Genomic DNA, 18,995 nt, shown 5'->3' with positions numbered 1-18,995 from the left:
GCGAGCGTGGGCTTTCACGCACGCTCGTGACTACATCAGCGCACGGGCCAAGTCGATCCGCTCGAGTGCGTATTTCGCCATCTCGGCGTTGGACATGGCTTCACCTGTGCGGCCGAGTGATTCGTACACCTCGTCGCCGAGTACTTCGCGCAGGTGGCTGATGGTGATGTCCATCTCGGGAATCGAGGTCCGGGTGAGAAGCGTCGTCGAATACCCGCTGATGATGGCGGCGGGTTCGTGGTGTCCGAGCCGGTCGAAGACGTTGGCGAGGATGCCAACGGGACGCGCAGGTGAAGGAAGCTGCCCGCGTCGCTGAACTGGCGGATGGCCAGGGCCAGGTAGTCGGACGCATCCGTCGGCTCGCCGTATCGGTCAGGTCGCTGTCGCTGCCGGTCGCAAGCTGCGCCAGGGTGCCTGGAAAGTGCGACGCGATCAGTCGATTCCGCTGTCTTGAGCGACCGTCATACCTTGGCGATGTGCGTCGTAGGCGGCGACACCGTCGACGTAACGGTAAGCAAGGCCCCGCGCGAGAAGTGCATACGCGAGCAGGGCGGGATTGGCAGCGGCCTCGGCAACAGTTTGCAAGCTTTCCAACATCGCGACGGCCTCTGTCGGTGGCGCCGGTGATCGCTAATCCCATGACCAGGAATGCCTGGGCAAGGCCATGATTGGCCGGTTCTCGTCCGAGGATGTTGCGGCACAACTTAACCCACTCATCGGGCTCTCCCGACGCGGCATAGGTACCGCTGAATGCGACTCCGAACTCGTATGGCACCTTGTCGAAATGTTTGCTTTCGATGGCCGGCCCGCCGGCTTTGGCATAGCCGACGGAGTCGTCGACCCTTCCGCGCGCATAGCACATCGCCGCCACCACGTAGATCTGCGGCAGACGCCGGTGGTCGACAGCCCGCGCGGCATCGATGAGTTCCTCGGCCCAACCCACGGGTTCGTACTGTTCATTCCAGATGCCGAGAAACCCTGCGTAGCAGACGATGTCGGAGGCGGTGTCGAGGTCGTCGCGGTCTGCGGCCCGCCGGAATGCACCGCGCAGATTCGCGAACTCGACAGCCAACCATTCGTAGGCTTGCCGTTGGCGGGGCCCGTCCCACAGCGCCATGACATCGGGACTCCGACCGGCGAAGTATCGGGCGTGTGCGCTGCGCGCCTGATCGCTCCCACCGGTCTGGACAAGTTGCTCCCCGGCGAACTGACGGATGGTCTCCAGCATCGAGAACCTGGTTCGTCCAGATGACGAGTCGGCCACCAGAAGCGACTTGCGTACGAGCGAATCGAGCAGATCCAAGGTGGCGAACTCGTCGTCAAGACCGGCCACCGCATGCGCACCTGGGAGGTCAAAGCCGCGCGAATACGGAACACCTTGCCAGCAAGTACTTTTCGGCATCATCAAGCAAGTCATATGACCACTGCACCGCGTGGCGCAGCGTCTGGTGACGTTCCGGTCCGCGTCGCGCGCCGACGAGCAGCCGGAACCGGCCGTGCAAACGATCCCGCACCTCGATGACGGCCATCGACAGAAGTCGTGATGCGGCCAGCTCTATGGCCTGGGGTATCCCGTCGAGCCGGCGGCAGATCTCCACCACCGCGTCGTTGTCTTCGATCAATGAGATGCCAGGCACGACAGCCTGAGCACGCTCCGATCACCGGAGATGCCATCGTAGGTCGGCCGGCGTGGCCGACCTGCGGTTTATGCGCTCTTGACGCTCGTCAAGTTGTGGTGCGGGGCGATCCGCCGGTGAACGGGGCGAGCATCATCGAGGATCAGCTCGGCCGCGCGCGCCGCCATTGCCATGGTCGGCCCATTGGGATTGCCCGACACCATCGTCGGCACGATCGAGCAGTCCATCACCCGCAGGCCGTCGATGCCGCGGACGCGCAGTCGGTCGTCGACGATGTCGTCGTCGTCCGGCCCCATAGCGCAGGTGCCCATCGCATGGAAACCCGTCGCGTGATAGCCCGTCGAGGCGTTGTCCAGCGCCGCATCGATCAGTTCGTCGTCGGTCTGGGCATCGAGTCCCGGCAGCATTTCGTGACCGATGCGTTCGGCGATCGGCGACTGGAGAAACAACCTGCGCATCGTGCGCAGGACGTCGGCACCCGTCCGTCGGTCGTATTCGCTGGTCAAAAAGTTCGGGTCCACCACGAGCGGGGCATCGGGGTCCGGCGAGGTGATCCATACGCTGCCCTCTGACGTTGCCCGCAGGACCTCGCCCATAGCGCATATTCCAGGAAGCCGCTCGACCGCGGATCCTCCGCGCTTGACCGCTTTCAACGTGATCGGAGCGACCAGCATCTGCCCGTCCACCCGGTCCAGATGGGGCTGCGTCTTGAAGATGGCGAGGACTTCGCCTCCGCCCGGCCGTGCCAGCGGACCGTCGCCGTTTGCCAGGTACTTCATCGCCGTGCGTGCTTTGGCCGTCAGCGTGGACAGGCTGCGGTTGTGCCCGAGGTCGTCCATGAGCCGGTACGTGTTGACCATGCACCGGTGCTCGCGCATCCGACGCCCAACGTTGTCGCGCTCGAGATAAATCGGAACGCCGGCGCCGGCGAGGACCTCCCGCGGTCCAATCCCCGACAGCTGCAAGAGCTTTGGTGATGCGAGAGCACCCAGCGAGACGATGACCTCACGCCGCGCACGCACCTCGTGATCGCCGACGCCGCTGCGCAGCACCACGCCGGTGGCTCGGCCGTGCTCCAGGACCAGCCGTAGGGCGACAGTCCTGGAGAGGACGTGCAGATTCGGTCGGCGCCGAATCGGATTGAGAAACGCCGTGGCGGCGCTGACTCGCCGGCCGTCGCGAATGGTGGCCATCGAGAAGCCGATCCGTTCTTCATCGGATTCGTTGATGTCCTGCATGGGGCGCAGTCCCAGTCGGGTTCCCGCGGTGATCAGTTCTGAGCACAGCACGTCGGGGTCGCTCGCGGTGGTGACGCTCAGTTCGCCGCCGTTGCCACGCGTCGGCGACGCGCCGAACTGGTTGTCTTCGATGGACTTGAAGACGGGCAGCATGTCGTCCCATCCCCAGCCGGTGTTGCCCCGCCGTTCGAGGTCGTCGTAATCGGCGCGGCCGCCGCGGTTGTACACGAGGCCGTTGATGGCGCTGGAACCGCCGATCACCTTGCCGCGTGGCCAGATTTCGGTCGTGCCGTTCGGGCCGAATGGCCGCGTCCGGTAGTGCCACGCGTAACGCTCGCTCGCCAGAAGGCGCCCGCTGATCTTGGGCACGTGCAGATACGGGTTCCGCGCCGCGCCACCCGCCTCGACGAGCAGCACCTCGTTGGCAGGGTTCGCCGACAGGCGATTCGCCAGCACACACCCCGCCGATCCGGCCCCGAGGATGATGTAGTCGAACCTCATCATCACGCCTCCAGACTTTGCTGACTATTAACCAGCAATATAACAATGGCGACAGATGATTACCATTGGTAGCTGAAAATCGCCCTCATAACGAATTATCGCAATGAGTGCCAAATTAGCCAGTGGGCTATCGATCGGGGGATGCCCGACCCAATTGACACCTGTCAAATCGCGGCGCCGTAAAGTCGGCCCATGCAGACACGTGCACACGCCGTGGCCGTTCCCGACAAGCCGGCCGTGATCATGCACCCGGCCGGGACGGTGGTGACATTCGGCGAGCTCGAGAAGCGCGCCAACCGGCTGGCTCACTTCTTCCGGAACGCAGGTCTCGTCGAGGGCGACTCGGTCGCCATCTTGATGGAGAACAACGAGCACTTCCACACCGTGATGTGGGCGGCGCGACGCAGCGGTCTGTATTACGTCCCGATCAACACGCACCTGACGTCGGCCGAAGCGGCCTACATCATCGACAACAGCAGTGCCAAGGCGGTCATCGGCTCTGCGGCGACGCGCAAGACGCTCGGGGGTCTGGCCGCAGAGTTGCGCAACGGCGTGCCCGAACTGCTCATCGTCACCGACGACACCATGGACGGATGGCATCGCTACCCCGAATGCGTTGCCGATCAACCGGATACACCCATTGCTGACGAGATCGAGGGCGACCTGCTGCAGTACTCATCAGGGACAACTGGGCGTCCGAAAGGAATCAAGAGGGAGCTTCCGCACCTGCCGCCGGCGGAGGCGCCGGGCATGATGTCGGGGCTCGTCGGGGTCTGGATGGACCCCGAGGCGGTCTACCTCAGCCCGGCTCCGCTGTATCACACAGCGCCCTCGGTGTGGTCGATGACGATTCAGGGCGCGGGCATCACGACGGTCGTGATGGACAAGTTCGACGCCGAGGGCTGCCTCGATGCGATTGCGCGCAACAAGGTGACGCACGGCCAGTTCGTGCCTGCCATGTTCACGCGGATGCTCAAGCTTCCCGAGGAGGTCCGCAATTCCTACGACCTCTCGAGCCTGAAACGGGTCATGCACGCCGCGGCGGCGTGCCCTGTCGAGATCAAACAGCAGATGATCGACTGGTGGGGTCCGATCGTCGACGAGTACTACGCCTCGTCCGAGGCCATCGGCTCGACACTGATCACCGCGGAGGACTGGCTGGCGCATCCGGGTTCGGTCGGCAAGTCGATGATGAGCGCCCTGCACATTCTCGATGAGGACGGTAACGAGTTGCCGCCGGGCCAGGCCGGTGACATCTACTTCGAGGGCGGCCACGACTTCGAGTACCTCAACGACCCGGAGAAGACGGCGAAGTCACGCGACAAGCACGGCTGGAAGACCGTGGGCGACATCGGCTATCTCGACGAGGAGGGCTATCTGTACCTCACCGACCGGCGCCACCACATGATCATTTCCGGCGGGGTGAACGTCTACCCCCAGGAAGCAGAGAACATGCTGGTCACCCATCCCAGGGTGATGGACGCCGCGGTCTTCGGAATCCCGGACGACGAGATGGGCCAAAGCGTGAAGGGAGTCGTGCAGACCGTCGATCCCGCCCACGCCACCGAGGGTTTCGCCGAGGAACTACTGGACTGGCTGCGGGGGAGACTGGCGCACTACAAATGCCCGCGGTCGATCTCGTTCGAGGCGCAACTGCCGCGGACGGAAACCGGCAAGCTGTACAAACAGGAGCTGATGAAGAAGTACTCGTGATCGTGCTCGCGGGCGGTGTGGTCATCGCCGTCGGATCGCCGTCCGACGAGGCCACTGTGACCCTGCCGACCAGGATTGCGAGGATCGCCGCGTCGTCACCGTGGATTCGGTACCCGAAGCCGTCGCCGATCTCACCGATCGATGCGCACGCCATCCGCTGGCCGCCGCGGTCTGCGACGACGTGCTGCGCGCATTCGATCCCGCGGCTGCGGCGTTCGCCGGGGTGATCACCGAGTCTCTCGCGTATTTCCACCTGCAGTCCGGACCGGAATTCGCGCGCTGGCTCGCGGAGCGGGGACCGGCCAGTGTGCCCGAAGTCTGCGACCCGGTGCAGGCCGACCGCGACGGCGACCGTCTGAACGTCCGATTCAACCGGCCGCAGCGCCACAACGCTTTCTCCACAGACGCCCGCGCCGCACTGCTCGAGGCGCTGGAGGTGGCGCCTCGACTCTTCTGTCACCGAGGTCGTGCTGTCGGGCAACGGCCCGTCGTTCTGCAGTGGCGGGGACCTCGCCGAGTGCGGCACGTTCACCGATCCGGCCGCCGCGCATCTGGCCCGCACCAGACACCGCCCCGCCCTGGTGCTCGACGAACTGACCGGCCGGCTGGGCCGGGCCTGTCGGGCCGAGGTGCACGGCCGCGTGCTGGGCAGTGGGCTGGAGATGGCCGCCTACTGCGGATGGCTGCGCGCACGGCCCGACGCCGTGCTGGGTCTGCCCGAACTGAGCCTCGGCTTGATCCCCGGCGCCGGCGGCACCGTGAGCGTGACGCGGCGCATCGGTCGCTGGCGGACGGCGTATCTGGTGCTGTCCGGCCGGACCATCGACCCCGCGACGGCACTGTGGTGGGGCCTGATCGACGAGGTCGCCCCCGCCTGAGGCCCATCAGTGGCACGCTTGACCGCATGGGGTTGCCGAGCATGCGACCCACCGGCTGGTTTCAGGTGGCCTGGAGCGCCGACCTCGATGTCGGCGACGTCAAGGCGCTGCGCTACTTCGGCGCGGACCTGGTGATGTTCCGCGATCTCGACGGTGTGGTGCGCATCCTCGATGCGCACTGCCAGCACTTCGGCGCGGACATGTCGTACGGCGGTTGCGTCGTCGAAGGCGGGATCCAGTGCCCGTTCCACGGCTGGGTCTGGGGCGGCGACGACGGCCGCAATGTCCGCAATCCTTACGAGTCACATCCCGACGGAGACCTCAGGGTGCGGGCGTGGGCCGTCACCGAACTCAACGAATGCATCTATGTGTGGCACGACGCCGAAGACCGCCCACCCGGGTGGTTGGTCCCCGATGCCTGGCGGGAAATCAGCGGCGCCACCGATGTCTATTACTTCCGCCCCGTGGGCCCCGAGGAGAAGCAGTACTTCGCCGGGGTGACGGTGCATCCGCAGGTGGTCGTCGAAAGCTCGGTCGATCCCCAGCATTACCGCTTCGTCCATCGCGTCCCCGTCAGCCCAACGGTGCTGGCCGCCGTTGCCGGTAACTCCAGCTGGCACGCCACCATGCGCTTCGGCGCAGGCGAGCCCGTTGAAGTCTGTTGGTACGGAATCGGTTTGAGTCTTACCTGCGAGGACAACGGCGACGGAATGCAGATCGTGTCGGTCTGCCCCACACCGGTCGACGAGACCACAACCGATATCTTCGCCACCTATTGGGTCTCGGAAGACCTGGACTACGAGGACCGACTCGCCGCGGCGAAACAGAGTCTGCCCGCCGATATCGCCATCTGGTCGCACCAGCGGTACCTGGATCAGCCGGGTCTCGCGCCGTCGGAGTCCGACGATTTCGTCCGGTTGCGCGACTGGGCCAGGCGCTTCTACCCGCAGGTCGATCGTCACAGGGTCACCCTTTAGCCGGTTGTGCTTTCATGGCCGTGTGACCCAGGGCGCCGGACCGTCGACCGATCTCGAACACGCCACGGCCGAGTTCGTCGCGGTGCGGGGCCGGCTGTTCGGAATCGCCTACCGCATGCTCGGCAGTCGCTCAGAGGCCGAAGACATCGTCCAGGACACCTGGGTCCGATGGCAGACGTGTGATCGAAGCGCCGTGGTTGACCCACCCGCCTTCCTGGCGACCACGACCACGAGGTTGTGCATCAACGAATTGCAGTCCGCACGGGCGCGCCGCGAAACCTACATCGGCCCCTGGCTTCCCGAGCCCGTGGACACCGGCGCTGACCCGCTTTTGGGCGCCGAACGTGGCGAAGCGATGGAATTCGCCACCCTGATGCTGCTCGAGAAGCTCTCGCCGACCGAACGGGCCGCCTACGTCCTGCGTGAGGCGTTCGATTATCCGTACTGGCAGATCGCCGAGATTCTTCAGATGAAAGAGGACAATGCGCGGCAACTGGTCAGCCGCGCCCGGAAACACATCGGGGCGACACGCCGCCGAGCCGTCGACCCGGCCGAGCAGAAACGGTTGTTGGAGGCATTCGTTTCGGCGGCGCAGGCGGGTGACCTGTCCACCCTCGAGAAACTGTTGGCACAAGACGTGGTCAGCTACACCGATGGCAACGGGATGCGGGGCGCCTCCCGCATCCCCGTGCACGGCCGCTCGGTCGTGGCGAAGTTCGTCAAGGCATTCGCCCCCCATTTCTGGGTGGGTGCCACACTCACCTGGATTCAGGCCAACGGGCAACCTGCCGTGCTCATCTCGCGCGATGCCGAGGTGTATGCCTTCCTCACCGCCACCGTGGCCGATCACGAGATCGATCAGGTGATGTGGACCTTGAGTCCGGACAAGTTGCGTGCCATGTCGACGCCCTGAGTGGCGAACACCACGTCACAAAGACGCGTCCGGCGGTGTCTTGACTGATGAACGATCGTGAAAGGTTCATCATGGAAATCGAAATCAACGGCCACCCCGTGCATGCTTCGAGCCTGCGTCGAACGATGCGGTTGCTCGTGTTGGTTCTCGTTACGGGTGCGATCGCGGTGGCGATCGCCATCGACGCTCTGCTGGCGACAGCGCAGGCCGCCCCGGCGCGGCAAGCCGAGAGAGCAGCGCCGGCGGGTCCAGGATCGCTGGGTCTCTGCTTCATCTCGCCGGACCGGTCAGGCCTGGCGATCAAGGAGCTCACGGCCGCGGTGCGCGGTGCTGTCGATTGCGTCTAGTGTCTTGTCGTTGATTCGGTTGCGGTGGTTGGCGATGCGAGCAATTCAACGCCGATGTCCGAGCCTGGATCGACATCCGGGACGACGACAACTTATGACCCTATATCTCTGGACCAGGACCGCCGACCGAATTCCTCGCTCGCGACAACCTTGCCATCGTCTACCGCGGATGGCCCCGCGGCTGGTGATGACCGGCTTCGGTGATTGAAGCTAGACGGTATGGGTGACCCTCGGCGTTGAGTTGGGGATTGCGGGCCGGGGCCCCACTCACCCATGTTCGTGGGCTACCGAGTAGGGAGCGCCTGCTCGGTCTATCCGACAGTGGTGGGAGGCCCCGGTGTTCAGTGAGCGTAGGAGACCGGTGGGTGGGTTTCCTGGCGCGGCGCAAGCGGTCCACCGTGGCCAACGTTGCGATCGCTCGTGAACTGGCCGGCTGGTGCTGGTCGCTGGCGGTCATGGAGGACTGACCGTCACCTGATCTGCTTCCTCCCCCAGTTCGGTGGTCGCAACGCGTGGATCGACCCGCGACACAACTATGAGCAGACCCGCTCGGGTCGACGCTCGACACTAGACACGCGGATGCGATCCAGCCGAAACCCGTCCTGCCGTAGGCAAACACGCGTATATCAGTCTGACCGCGCGTTGCCAACGACACGCTCACCACACAGGCTCGCCGAGGAAGCAACGAGGCGCCGTCGGGATAGCTCCCCGACGGCGCCTCCCCATGCCCCCTTGACATGGTTCTCTACATATCAGTTGGGTGTGGGTGGTGGTTGGGGTTGGAAGGGTTGATACCACCACCAGTGGGCGCGTTCGCCGGTGGGTCCCGGATACGGTGGGACCGCGGGTGGGGGCTGGGTCGGGGGGCGGGCCAGCGACCCCGGGCTCAGGGTGCGGCCGGTGTTGTCGGTGACGCACAACTGGGCTGGGGGTCCGGTGATGGTGATATCGCCGCGGTGGTGCAGCCGGTGATGGTAGGGGCACAGCAGCGGCACCAGGTTGTCCAGCTCGGTGGGTCCGCCGTCTTCCCAATGCCACAGGTGATGCGCATGCAAACCCCGGGTGGCCGCACACCCGGGCACCGCGCAGCTGCGGTCGCGGTACTCCAGGGCGCGGCGCAGCCGGCGGCTGATCACCCGAGACGCCCGCCCGGCCCCGATCGGCGCCCCGGCGCGTTGGAACCACACCTCGCAGGTGGCATCACAGGTCAGGTAACGCCGGTCAGCAGCCGACAGCAGCGGACCCAGATGCAGCTGCGCCACCCGGTCGTGCACATCCACATGCACCACCACGGTGGTGTGCTGCCCGTGGGGGCGGGCCGCCGCCTCGGCGTCCCAGCCGGCATCGACCAGCCGCAGAAACGCCGCGCCGGTGGACGGGAGCGGCGGCCGCCGCCCGGACGCGTCGCCGCCGGCGGCGTGATCGCGTTTGCATTCGGCGACCAGCGCCTCACGATGAGACCCCAGGGCCGCGTCGAACTTCGCCGCCTCCAGATGCGGCAACGTGATCCGGTAATAGCAGAACTGCTCATCGGAGGTGGAGCTGATCGAAACCCGCGGCTCCGACTCCGGCTCCGGCTCGGGCTCGGGCTGCGGCTCGGGCTGCGGGTCGGGGTCGGGTTCGGGTGGGGGTTCGAGCTTGACCGCGGTGCGCAACTGCGACACCGAGGCGACACGGGCGAACTCCGCATAATGCTCATCAGAGCCATCGGCGGCGCCGCCGGCGATCACCCCGACCTGATCCAGCGACAGCCGACCCTCCCGCATCCCCTGCGCGCAGCGCGGAAACACCGGCAACCGGTGCGCGATGGCGGCGATCGTGGCGGCGTTGCCCGACGAGGCGCCCAGCTTCCAGGCCACCAACGCCGCGATCGACCGCGCCCCGGTCGACCCGCACAACCCGTCGTGGTCCAACTCCGCGACGATCTGCACAATGCGCCCATCAATGGCATTGCGCTGCCCCGCCAACTCCGACAACTCCCCGAACAACACCTCAACACGCTCGCCAGCCCGCACCACCGGCACCTCAAGCGAAGCGGTCGAAGACATAACCCCATCATCGCACCCAGGTCCGACAAATTCGGGCCACCCGAACCCGGCCGGGATCAGATGCCAACAGGCCCAACCTGATCGGCTATTAACCGCTGCGCCACAGCGTGATCAGTGCCATCAGCCAACTCTGCCATGGCCGGCCCGTGCGTCATCGGTCAACGCAATATTGGCGGCGCACAACACCCCGGCGAGCCTGGAACCCACCTGAAACGACAACCCACGACCCTACATCTGGACCAGGACCGCCGACCAAATACTCGAATCAATCGGCAACTACTGCACCCGACGACTCAGGACACTAGCCAGAACGACGCAACGTGACACGGTAGGTGTACTGCTCGGGCAGGAAGTGGCTGACCGCCAACTCCACCGGCCGACCGCTCGTGTCGGAATACAGCCGGTCCACGCGCAGCATCGGATGGCCGGGCGCGCATCCCACGGCGGCGGCGACCGCCGTGTCCGCCGCCGCGACCGTGATCGATTGCGCGGCTTCGGCAATCGGGTCGATGAGGCGTGGTTCGAGCAGCCCGATGACCGTGTGGGTGCCCTTGGCGCCATCGGCCAGTTCGGCCATCGGCAGCGCCGCCTGGGCGACCGCTGGAGGAAGGTGCACTGTCGTCATCACGAAGGGCACCCCGTCGTGGCAGCGCCGGAACACCACCGAATACACGATGTCGTCGGCGAGCCGTAGCCGGCTCGCGACGTCGACGTCCACCCGTCGACGCAGACCCGACGACACCTCCATGGTGGTGTCGTCGGACAGGCTCATCAGATCCTCGATGGATCCGAGCTGCCGCAGGTATCTCGGTTCGCTGGCGTAGGTGCCGCGACCAGGCACGCGGTAGACCACACCCTCGGCAACCAGATCCTGAAAGGCCCGCCGCACCGTCTGTCGCGACAGGCCATGTCGCGCAACGAGTTCCGACTCTGTGGGCAGCCGGCTGCCGTCTCTGTATCGGCCCGCCGTGATCTCTTCGCGCAACCGTTCTCGAAGTGTCCGGTACGCCGGCTCCGTCTTCATGTCAGATTCCGCCCCGCGCGACGAGTTGTCCAGCGATCACGTTGCGCTGGATCTCGTTGGTGCCCTCGCCGACGATCATCAGAGGCGCGTCCCGGAAGTAGCGTTCCACGTCGAATTCGGTGGAATACCCGTAGCCACCGTGTATCCGGACGGCATTGAGTGCTATCTCCATGGCCACCTCCGACGCGAACAGCTTGGCCATGCCGGCCTCCATATCGCAGCGCTCGCCGCTGTCGTACCGCTCGGCGGCGTACAGGGTGAGCTGGCGGGCCGCGGTCAGCTTCGTGGCCATGTCGGCGAGATAGTGGCCGACGGCCTGATGCTTCCAGATCGGCTGACCGAAGCTCTCCCTGTCCTGGGCGTAACGCAGCGAATCCTCGAGCGCCGCGGCACCGACCCCCAGGGCCCGGGAGGCAACCTGAATCCGGCCCGTCTCAAGCCCTTTCATCATCTGGGCGAAACCCTTGCCGGGCTCACCGCCCAAGATCGCCGAGGAGGGCACCCGACAGTCGTCGAACGTCAGCTCGCAAGACTCGACGCCCTTGTAACCCAGCTTGGCCAGGTCCTGGGACACGGTCAGTCCTTTCGTGTGTTCGACGAGGAGCACCGAGATTCCTTTGTGTGCAGGCTGAGCCGACGGATCGGTTTTGCAGAGCAGCGCGATCAGCCCGGACCGGCGGGCATTGCTGATCCACGTCTTGGACCCGTTGATCACCAGATCGTCACCGGACGGCAGCGCGGTCGTCTTCATGTTCTGAAGGTCCGAACCACCACCCGGTTCGGTCAGCGCCATGGTGGCGCGCACCTCGCCGGTCGCCAGTGCGGGCAGATACCGGCGCTTCTGTTCCTCGGTGCCGAAGAGGGTCAGCAGCTTGGCCACCACGGTGTGGCCGCCCATCGCACCGGCCAGGCTCATCCAACCGCGGGAGAGTTCCTGCGTGACGAAGACGTAGCACGGCATCGACACCGGCGAGCCACCGTAAGACTCGGGGATCGCCAGGCCATAGACGCCGATCCGCTTCATCTGCTCGATCCAGTCCTCCGGATAGGAGTTGGCGTGCTCGACCTCGCACACGGTGGGCTTGACGTCGCGCTCGACGAACGCCCGAACCGTCTCGACCAGCAGGGCTTCTTCTTCGCTCAACTTCATCGCGTGGGGTACCTCGATCGCCAGAAATGTACGGCCATATCGACAACATTGACACGCCGTTGGTCACACTGCCAACATAGGCAGCTGTGACTTTGTCCGGCCATATTCTCGGTGGACCCTATTTCGACGACCTGGAGGTGGGCCAGGTGTTCGACTGGGCCCCCGCGATGACGCTGACGGCCGGCGCGGCCGCCGCGCACCAATCCATCATCGGCGACCGACTGCGACTCGCCCTGGACACCGAGTTGGCCGTGGCCGTGACGGGCGCGCCGGGTCCGCTCGCACACCCCGCGCTGGTGTGCGATGTCGCCATCGGGCAGTCGACGCTGGCCACCCAGCGGGTAAAGGCCAACCTGTTCTACCGGGGCCTGACCTTCCACCGCTTCCCGGTCATCGGCGACACGATCTTCACCCGCACCGAGGTGGTGGGGCTCAAGCAGAATTCGGTCAAACCCGGCCGCGCCCCGACCGGGTTGGCGGCGCTTCGGATGACCACCGTCGACGACCTCGGCCGGCTGGTGCTCGACTTCTATCGGTGCGCGATGCTGCCCCTGCGCCACGACACCGGGGAGACCGGTCGCCGCGACGATCTGTCCGCGGTGGGCGCCGAAGCCCCGCACGCGCCCGATCCGACCGCCGAATGGAGCGCCGAGGCGTACCGGGCCAAAGTACCCGGTGCGCACTTCGACTCGGGGGTTGCGGGCACCGTCCTGCACAGCACCGCCGACGTCGTGAGCAGCGCGCCAGAGCTGGCCCGGCTCACGCTGAACATCGCTGCTACCCACCATGATTCACGAGTCGGAGGCCAACGCCTGGTCTACGGGGGGCATACCATCGGGCTGGCACTGGCCCAGGCCACCAGGCTGCTGCCCAACCTCGTCACCGTGCTGGGCTGGCAGTCGTGCAACCACACCGGACCGGTGCACGAGGGCGACACCCTCTACAGCGAACTGCATGTCGACGGCGCGGTGCCGCTGCCCGAGGACCGCGGCGGAGTGCTCAAACTGCGGTCTCTGGTTCATGCGGTTTCAGACGGTGGCGAGCCGGATCGGCAGGTGCTCGATTGGCGGTTCACCGCCCTGCAGTTCTGAGCACAATGATGGGGTGACGTCGCTGGCCATTCCCGCTGCGGTGCGCTCCAGCGCCCAGCGGGCGTCAGGGTGGCCGCCGACCAGATCCTGACCGGCCGCGCAACGATGCTCGGGCTGTCGCCGCGCGGCCGGGTCTCCGCCGGCCAGGCGAGCCGGCTGATGCGCTGCTGCGCGCCGGCGTTTCGGTCGCGCTGTCCACCGACATGCCCTTCGGTGAGAGCGATCCATGGGCGGCGATGCGTGCGGCGGTCAGCCGGACCACCACCGGCGGCGTCGTGCTGAACGCCGGCGAATGTGTCTCGGCGCGCGACGCTTTGACGATGTTCTTCGGCGCACCGGATCGGCCCGTGCGAATCAGGAGCGTCGCGCCCGGCCAGCCGGGTGAGCTGTGCGTACTGTCGGCACCGCCGGAACAGGTGCTGGCGGAGCTGGACTCGGACATGGTCGCGGCCACAGTCGTCGCCGGCGAGGTGGTCTTCCGGCGGGAGTGATTCTTTCTGTGTGAGCCCGTTGACGGAAACAACCCGCACCACCTAGAGTCTGATTTGCAGACACTATTTCTACATTACGGAAGATGGTCATTCACCAGCAGAACAGGGAGAAAGCAGTGCGTATCCGACACCTTGGAATCGTGGTCCAGGACCTCGAGCGGACCGCCGAGTTCTACGAGAACGTGCTGGGCTTCAAGCGTCTGGGAGACGCCCGAACGCCTGGCCACTACCCCGGCAAGGCACTCGACCTCAGCGATGGCGAGGTGAATTACTCGCTCCTGCAGCCCAATCCGGACATCCAGCGGTCAGACTGGACGTACGGAGCGATGGGCCCCAACCACATCGGTGTGACGATCGAGGACACTGGATCCGTCGTCACGGCGCTGAAGGACCGGGGAATCGAGGTATACGGTGCGGAAGCCGCCGACCCACCACGGTTCTTCAAGTTCCGCGATCCGGACGGTGTCGAGGTCGATGTCGCCACGCCAGAGCGTGGCTGGAAGTTCTGACAGAAGCGAGCCCCGGCCCAGATCCATCTGGGCCGGCGCTCGACTGACCCAGTGACCCGCCTAGCGGAGCGTTCACTCCCGCCGCTGTGGCTCGTCGGCACCGTCACCAGCATCTTCCTGTTGCAGGTGGCGGTCACGCTGGCGCGCCCGGTGTCCACCTACCGGCTGCTGGCCCTCGGCGCCGACGGCACCACCCTCGGTCTGACAGCCGCGTGCTTCGCCGTGCCGCCGATGCTGCTGGCAGTCGGCTTCGGCCGCTGGACCGAGCGGCACCACCCCGCCATCCTGATGGTGCTCGGCTTCATCATCGCCGCCGTCGGTGCCTTCGCGCTCGTGTTCGTCGAGGCGATCCCGGTCTTCGCCCTCGCCACCACGGCGCTCGGCATCGGGCACATGTCGGCGACCATCGGAGGCCAGAGCATCATGGCCCAGGCGCAGAGTTCACTCGCGCGCATCAGCAGGTTCGGCACGCTCACCACGATTTCGGCACTGGGCCAGATCGTCGGGCCCGTCCTCGGCGGCTTGATCATCGGCCACACCGACAGCCCCAGCCTCGGCTCGACGTCGTCTGGTCTTCTCGTCGCGGCCTGGGTGTTCGTCGGTGGTCTGCCCGCCGCCGTGCTGGCGATGCGCACGACGATCCAGAAGTCGACGGTGCGGACCGGTCGTGCGGAGCGGGTGTGGAGTCTGTTGCGCCTGCGCGGGATGCCCGCCGCCCTGATGACGAGCTTCTCCGCGAAGGGCGGCAACGACCTTCTCCTCGTCTATGTGCCGCTGCTCGGCGCCTCCGTCGGGCTGACGTCCTCCCAGGTGGGCATCCTGCTGGGTATCAGCTCCGGCGGAGCGCTGCTGGCCCGCGCGGCAACCCCGTTGTTCGTCCGCCGGATCCCGAGCGTGAACCTGACCGTGGTCGCCACGGTCGTCGCGGCGATGTGCCTTCTGATCGTGGCGCTGAGCCACAACCTGACGCCGATGATGCTGGCGATGTCGGTGCTCGGCTTCGCCCTCGGCCTGACGCAGACGACGACCATGGACTGGGTCGTCGATCTGGTGGGCGACACCAGCCGCGGCTCCGCGCTCGGGTTGCGGGTGGCGACCAACCGCGTCGGGCAGACCTTCATCCTCGCCGCGGCCGGCGCCGCATCGCAGTGGTTCGGGGTCGAGACGGCCTTCGCACTGCTGGCGGCCGTCATGCTCACGACGGCGGGCGCCGGCGCACTCAGCGCCAGGCGCAAACCTCAATCGGACGGCGCTTGAGCGGTCACCTGTGATTCGGGGGTCTTGGCGACGGTCTGGATCATCAAGTCCGCGATGTGGGGGATCCGTTGCGAGCTGAGGCGACTCGTCGGTGCCGCAACCGCGATCGCCGCCGGGCGTCCGACGAAATCCCGGAATGCGACAGCGACGGAGCCGACGTCGTCCTCCGTCTCGCCTGCGTTGAGGGCGTATCCGCGCGCCCGCGCCTTCGACACCTCTTTGAGCAGCTTGGCCTGGGTGGTGATGGAGCGCTCCGTACGGGCGGCGAACGGCTCGGCGGATGCCGGGTAGAGTTCGGCCACCTGCTGGTCGGTCATCAGCGACAGCAGCGCCTTGCCCAGCGACGTGCAGTGCGCGGGCACCAATGTGCCCGTGCGGGCGACCACCCGCAGCGCGCGTTCGGATTCCACGGCGTCGACATACCGCACCTGGTTGCCCTCGAGGACACCGAGGTGAACGGTCTCACCGAGCTCGGCGGACAACTCCTCCATCATCGGCCGGGCCTGCTCCCGGACGTTCAGCGAACCGACGACGGCCAGCCCCACCTCGACCAGTGCCGGGCCGGCGATGTACGCGCGGGTGACCGGTTCCTGCTGGACGAAGCCGTGGTGGGCCAGCATCGCGAGTAGTCGGTGGGCCGTCGAGTGCGCGACACCGAGGTACTTGCAGGCGTCGGTGAGCCGGACCCGCGGCTGCTCCCGAAACAGCAGCAGCAACAACAACGCGTTGTTGACCGACGCAATCGGATAGGCCGGGCCAGTTTCGCTCTCCGGTCGCATCTTCTGCATAGAAGAATGGTACCGGCCCTTTTTCGCCTAGGCTTTGCTACTGCGAGACCGGTATCGAGGCGGTGAAAGTGACGCTTGACACATCGGGACTGTCCTCATAGGTTTTCTCACAGCAGAAGAACTTTCCATCTTGAAGACATCGCCCTGAAAGGGACCGCATGGATCAAGACACGGACCGGCGCCTCGTCGCGGACGTCGCCGCTGAACCCCCGGCTCCGCGCAGCCCCGCGGTGGCCGATCAGGAACCCGCCCAGGAGCCCGTCGTGGCCGAAGACGACACACTCGGCCAGGATCCCGACACAGCCGTCGACGAGAAGGCCGCCGTTGAGAAGGACGCCGTTGAGAAGGACGATGCCCACGACGTGCGGGTGACCCGTCGCGTCCACGTCGTGCTCGGCATCGTGATCGCCGCGGTCAGCGCATGGCTGCTCTATATGAGCAGAACCGACCTGGCATTCCGCGGCGCCAACAACGAGCCGGGGCCCGGTTACCTACCAGTGCTGCTGACCATCTGCCTGATCGGGCTCGGTCTGGCGCTGTCGGCCGTGTGGTTGTGGGGACCGCGCGCCCGCCGGGGAGATGCGCCCACCCTCTCGCTGTCGCCCAGTGGCATGGGCCGCGCACTGCTGGTGTGGTTCGCGCTCGTGGTCTGTGCATTCTTGATCGAGCCGCTCGGCTTCCTGGTGGCGGGCGAGGTCCTGGTCCTGCTCGTGATCATCGTGGTCGAGCGGATCCGATCCATTCCCCTGATCATCACGCTGCTGTTGCTTCCGCCTGCCATGTACTTCCTGTTCGACACCCTGCTCGAGGTTCAACTTCCAGGAGGAACCCTGTGGTACTGAACGACTTTCGTGAATCCGGCGGTGCGGGAGCCCGCCGGTGAACGCGGTTGACGGCCTGCTGCACGGGTTGCAAGCCGCGATCACGCCGACGAACCTGCTCTGGCTCCTGGTCGGCTGCCTGCTCGGCACGCTCGTCGGCATCCTTCCCGGCCTCGGGCCGCCGGCGACGATCGCGATCCTGCTACCGCTGGCCACCGGGTTCGAGCCGGCGACCGGCCTGATCATGATGGCCGGTATCTATTACGGCGCCAAGTACGGCGGTTCGACCACCTCGATCCTGTTGAACATTCCCGGCGAGTCCTCGTCGGTCGTCACGTGTATCGACGGTTATGAGATGGCCAAGCAGGGCCGCGCCGGCAAGGCCCTCGGGATCGCCGCGATCGGTTCATTCGTGGCGGGCACGATCGGCGTGATCGGCCTGACCTTCCTCGCCCCGGTCGCGGCCGATGTCGCGGTCAACTTCGGTCCGCCGGAGTACTCGGCGTTGATGGTGTTCGCACTGCTGCTGGTGATCATGCTGGCGGGCGACTCGATGCTCAAGGGCTTCATCTCGATGTTCATCGGGCTGTTCCTGTCGACGATCGGGACGGATCTGTTCTCCGGTGAACAGCGTTTCACCGGCGGTCAGATCGAGCTGGCGGGCGGCATCGAGTTCATTGCCTTGAGCGTCGGCATCTTCGCCGTCGGCGAGGTACTGGTGAACATCGAGGACAAGACCGAGAAGAAGCTCTTCAAGGTCCCCAGCAAGATGCGGGAACTGCTGCCGTCCCGGCAAGACATCAGGAAGTCGACCCCGGCCATGTTGCAGGGGGGCATCGTCGGTTTCCTGATCGGGATCCTGCCCGGGGCGGGCTCCACGGTCGCCTCGTTCGTCTCGTACATCATCGCCAAGAAGACGTCCAAGACACCCGAGGAGTTCGGCCACGGCTCGATCGAAGGCGTCGCGGCCCCGGAGGCGGCGAACAACTCGGAGACCGGTGGCGCGATGGTGCCGCTGCTGACCATGGGTATTCCCGGATCAGGCACGGGCGCAGTGCTTCTCGGCGCGTTGGTGCTCTACGGGCTCAACCCGGGCCCGTTGCTCTTCCACGAACACGCCGACGTGGTGTGGCCGATTATCGCCAGCATGTACCTGGGCAACATCGCCCTGCTGGTGATGAACCTGCCCATGGTGCCGTTCTTCGCCAAGCTGCTGAACACGCCCTACAAGGTGCTGTACCCGGCGATCCTGCTGATCTCGGTGGTCGGCGTCTACAGCGTGAACTTCTCGATCTTCGACGTCGGTCTGCTGGTCGTGTTCGGGCTTCTCGGGTACGTCATGCGCAAGCTCGACATCCCGCCGGCCCCGCTGGTGCTGGCCTTCGTGCTCGGCCCGATCGCGGAGAACTCGATCCGGCAATCGCTGCTGCTCTCCGACAACAGCCCGATCATCTATCTCCAGCGGCCCATCTCGGCGGCGCTCATCGGGGTCGCGGTCCTGCTCCTGCTGCTGCTGACGTTCGGGCGGCGGACGCGCAAGGTGCGCGAGCAGGTAATCGAGATCGACGTATGACACCCGTGACTTCAACGATTTTCGGCAGGAAGGAAGCGG

General features: G+C 66.0%; 19 protein-coding genes and 2 pseudogenes. 13 read left to right on the top strand and 8 right to left on the bottom strand.

Annotated features, from left to right (window positions below; genetic code table 11):
* Nucleotides 1–30: 30 nt before the first annotated feature.
* Nucleotides 31–174 (bottom strand): hypothetical protein, encoded by a 144-nt coding sequence (locus ACVWWN_RS40695; protein WP_457148947.1) that lies wholly within the window; start codon nt 172–174, stop codon nt 31–33.
* A 258-nt stretch (nt 175–432) separates the two neighbouring features.
* On the bottom strand, nt 433–597 hold the full coding sequence (locus tag ACVWWN_RS40690; protein ID WP_457148946.1) for a hypothetical protein: 165 nt from the start codon (nt 595–597) through the stop codon (nt 433–435).
* A gap of 187 nt (nt 598–784) precedes the next feature.
* On the opposite strand from ACVWWN_RS40690, the gene ACVWWN_RS40685 reads away from it, so the two are divergent.
* Nucleotides 785–1,252, top strand: coding sequence for a hypothetical protein (locus ACVWWN_RS40685; protein WP_457148945.1), 468 nt, complete (start codon nt 785–787; stop codon nt 1,250–1,252).
* 100 nt (nt 1,253–1,352) lie between these two features.
* On the opposite strand, the gene ACVWWN_RS40680 is transcribed toward ACVWWN_RS40685, so the two are convergent.
* Nucleotides 1,353–1,637, bottom strand: coding sequence for a hypothetical protein (locus tag ACVWWN_RS40680; protein WP_457148944.1), 285 nt, complete (start codon nt 1,635–1,637; stop codon nt 1,353–1,355).
* Nucleotides 1,638–1,705: 68 nt separating this feature from the next.
* The gene (locus ACVWWN_RS40675; RefSeq protein ID WP_457148943.1) at nt 1,706–3,379 is read right to left on the bottom strand and encodes a GMC family oxidoreductase; all 1,674 of its coding nucleotides are present in this window, start codon (nt 3,377–3,379) and stop codon (nt 1,706–1,708) included.
* A gap of 189 nt (nt 3,380–3,568) precedes the next feature.
* On the opposite strand from ACVWWN_RS40675, the gene fadD4 reads away from it, so the two are divergent.
* The 6 genes and pseudogenes from fadD4 (at nt 3,569) to ACVWWN_RS40645 (ending at nt 8,671) form a co-directional block, all read left to right on the top strand.
* Complete coding sequence (gene fadD4, locus ACVWWN_RS40670; protein WP_457148942.1) at nt 3,569–5,089, top strand: fatty-acid--CoA ligase FadD4; 1,521 nt, start codon at nt 3,569–3,571, stop codon at nt 5,087–5,089.
* A pseudogene (locus ACVWWN_RS40665) lies at nt 5,086–5,967 on the top strand (enoyl-CoA hydratase/isomerase family protein). The gene fadD4 and the pseudogene ACVWWN_RS40665 overlap by 4 nt, the downstream one beginning before the upstream one ends.
* Nucleotides 5,968–5,993: 26 nt before the next feature.
* The gene (locus tag ACVWWN_RS40660) at nt 5,994–6,944 is read left to right on the top strand and encodes an aromatic ring-hydroxylating oxygenase subunit alpha (protein WP_457148941.1); all 951 of its coding nucleotides are present in this window, start codon (nt 5,994–5,996) and stop codon (nt 6,942–6,944) included.
* Between the two features lie 22 nt (nt 6,945–6,966).
* Nucleotides 6,967–7,857 (top strand): RNA polymerase sigma-70 factor, encoded by an 891-nt coding sequence (locus tag ACVWWN_RS40655; RefSeq protein WP_457148940.1) that lies wholly within the window; start codon nt 6,967–6,969, stop codon nt 7,855–7,857.
* Between the two features lie 71 nt (nt 7,858–7,928).
* On the top strand, nt 7,929–8,204 hold the full coding sequence (locus ACVWWN_RS40650) for a hypothetical protein (protein WP_457148939.1): 276 nt from the start codon (nt 7,929–7,931) through the stop codon (nt 8,202–8,204).
* Nucleotides 8,205–8,548: 344 nt separating this feature from the next.
* Nucleotides 8,549–8,671 (top strand): hypothetical protein, encoded by a 123-nt coding sequence (locus tag ACVWWN_RS40645; protein ID WP_457149502.1) that lies wholly within the window; start codon nt 8,549–8,551, stop codon nt 8,669–8,671.
* Nucleotides 8,672–8,956: 285 nt separating this feature from the next.
* Here ACVWWN_RS40645 and ACVWWN_RS40640 read toward each other — a convergent pair whose 3' ends face one another.
* The 3 genes from ACVWWN_RS40640 to ACVWWN_RS40630 form a co-directional block, all read right to left on the bottom strand.
* The gene (locus tag ACVWWN_RS40640; protein WP_457148938.1) at nt 8,957–10,252 is read right to left on the bottom strand and encodes a DUF222 domain-containing protein; all 1,296 of its coding nucleotides are present in this window, start codon (nt 10,250–10,252) and stop codon (nt 8,957–8,959) included.
* Between the two features lie 301 nt (nt 10,253–10,553).
* Nucleotides 10,554–11,276 carry a GntR family transcriptional regulator gene (locus ACVWWN_RS40635; RefSeq protein WP_457148937.1) on the bottom strand — a complete coding sequence of 241 codons (723 nt, stop codon included), beginning with the start codon at nt 11,274–11,276 and terminating at the stop codon, nt 10,554–10,556.
* Nucleotide 11,277: 1 nt separating this feature from the next.
* A complete protein-coding gene (locus tag ACVWWN_RS40630; protein ID WP_457148936.1) occupies nt 11,278–12,426 on the bottom strand; it encodes an acyl-CoA dehydrogenase family protein in 1,149 nt (382 codons plus the stop codon).
* A 167-nt stretch (nt 12,427–12,593) separates the two neighbouring features.
* Here ACVWWN_RS40630 and ACVWWN_RS40625 point away from each other — a divergent pair, with 167 nt between their 5' ends.
* The 4 genes and pseudogenes from ACVWWN_RS40625 to ACVWWN_RS40610 all read left to right on the top strand — a co-directional run bounded on the left by ACVWWN_RS40625 (nt 12,594) and on the right by ACVWWN_RS40610 (nt 15,774).
* Nucleotides 12,594–13,517 carry an acyl dehydratase gene (locus tag ACVWWN_RS40625; protein WP_457149464.1) on the top strand — a complete coding sequence of 308 codons (924 nt, stop codon included), beginning with the start codon at nt 12,594–12,596 and terminating at the stop codon, nt 13,515–13,517.
* A 161-nt stretch (nt 13,518–13,678) separates the two neighbouring features.
* Nucleotides 13,679–14,008, top strand: a pseudogene (locus ACVWWN_RS40620) (amidohydrolase family protein); the annotation flags it as partial.
* Nucleotides 14,009–14,091: 83 nt separating this feature from the next.
* Nucleotides 14,092–14,517, top strand: a complete 426-nt coding sequence (locus ACVWWN_RS40615) for a VOC family protein (protein ID WP_457148935.1) — start codon at nt 14,092–14,094, stop codon at nt 14,515–14,517.
* A gap of 51 nt (nt 14,518–14,568) precedes the next feature.
* Nucleotides 14,569–15,774, top strand: a complete 1,206-nt coding sequence (locus ACVWWN_RS40610; RefSeq protein ID WP_457148934.1) for an MFS transporter — start codon at nt 14,569–14,571, stop codon at nt 15,772–15,774.
* Here the strand turns inward: ACVWWN_RS40610 and ACVWWN_RS40605 are convergent.
* Nucleotides 15,756–16,562 (bottom strand): IclR family transcriptional regulator, encoded by an 807-nt coding sequence (locus ACVWWN_RS40605; RefSeq protein WP_457148933.1) that lies wholly within the window; start codon nt 16,560–16,562, stop codon nt 15,756–15,758. The genes ACVWWN_RS40610 and ACVWWN_RS40605 overlap by 19 nt on opposite strands.
* 158 nt (nt 16,563–16,720) lie before the next feature.
* Here ACVWWN_RS40605 and ACVWWN_RS40600 point away from each other — a divergent pair, with 158 nt between their 5' ends.
* Nucleotides 16,721–17,404, top strand: a complete 684-nt coding sequence (locus tag ACVWWN_RS40600; RefSeq protein ID WP_457148932.1) for a tripartite tricarboxylate transporter TctB family protein — start codon at nt 16,721–16,723, stop codon at nt 17,402–17,404.
* A gap of 37 nt (nt 17,405–17,441) precedes the next feature.
* Entirely contained in the window at nt 17,442–18,956 is a 1,515-nt protein-coding gene (locus ACVWWN_RS40595; protein ID WP_457148931.1) for a tripartite tricarboxylate transporter permease, read from the top strand.
* The last annotated feature ends 39 nt before the right edge of the window (nt 18,957–18,995 follow it).

This window comes from Mycobacterium sp. URHB0021 (assembly GCF_054057895.1).
The sequence above is the reverse complement of the archived record's forward strand: the minus strand, read 5'-3'. Positions and strand labels throughout refer to the sequence as shown.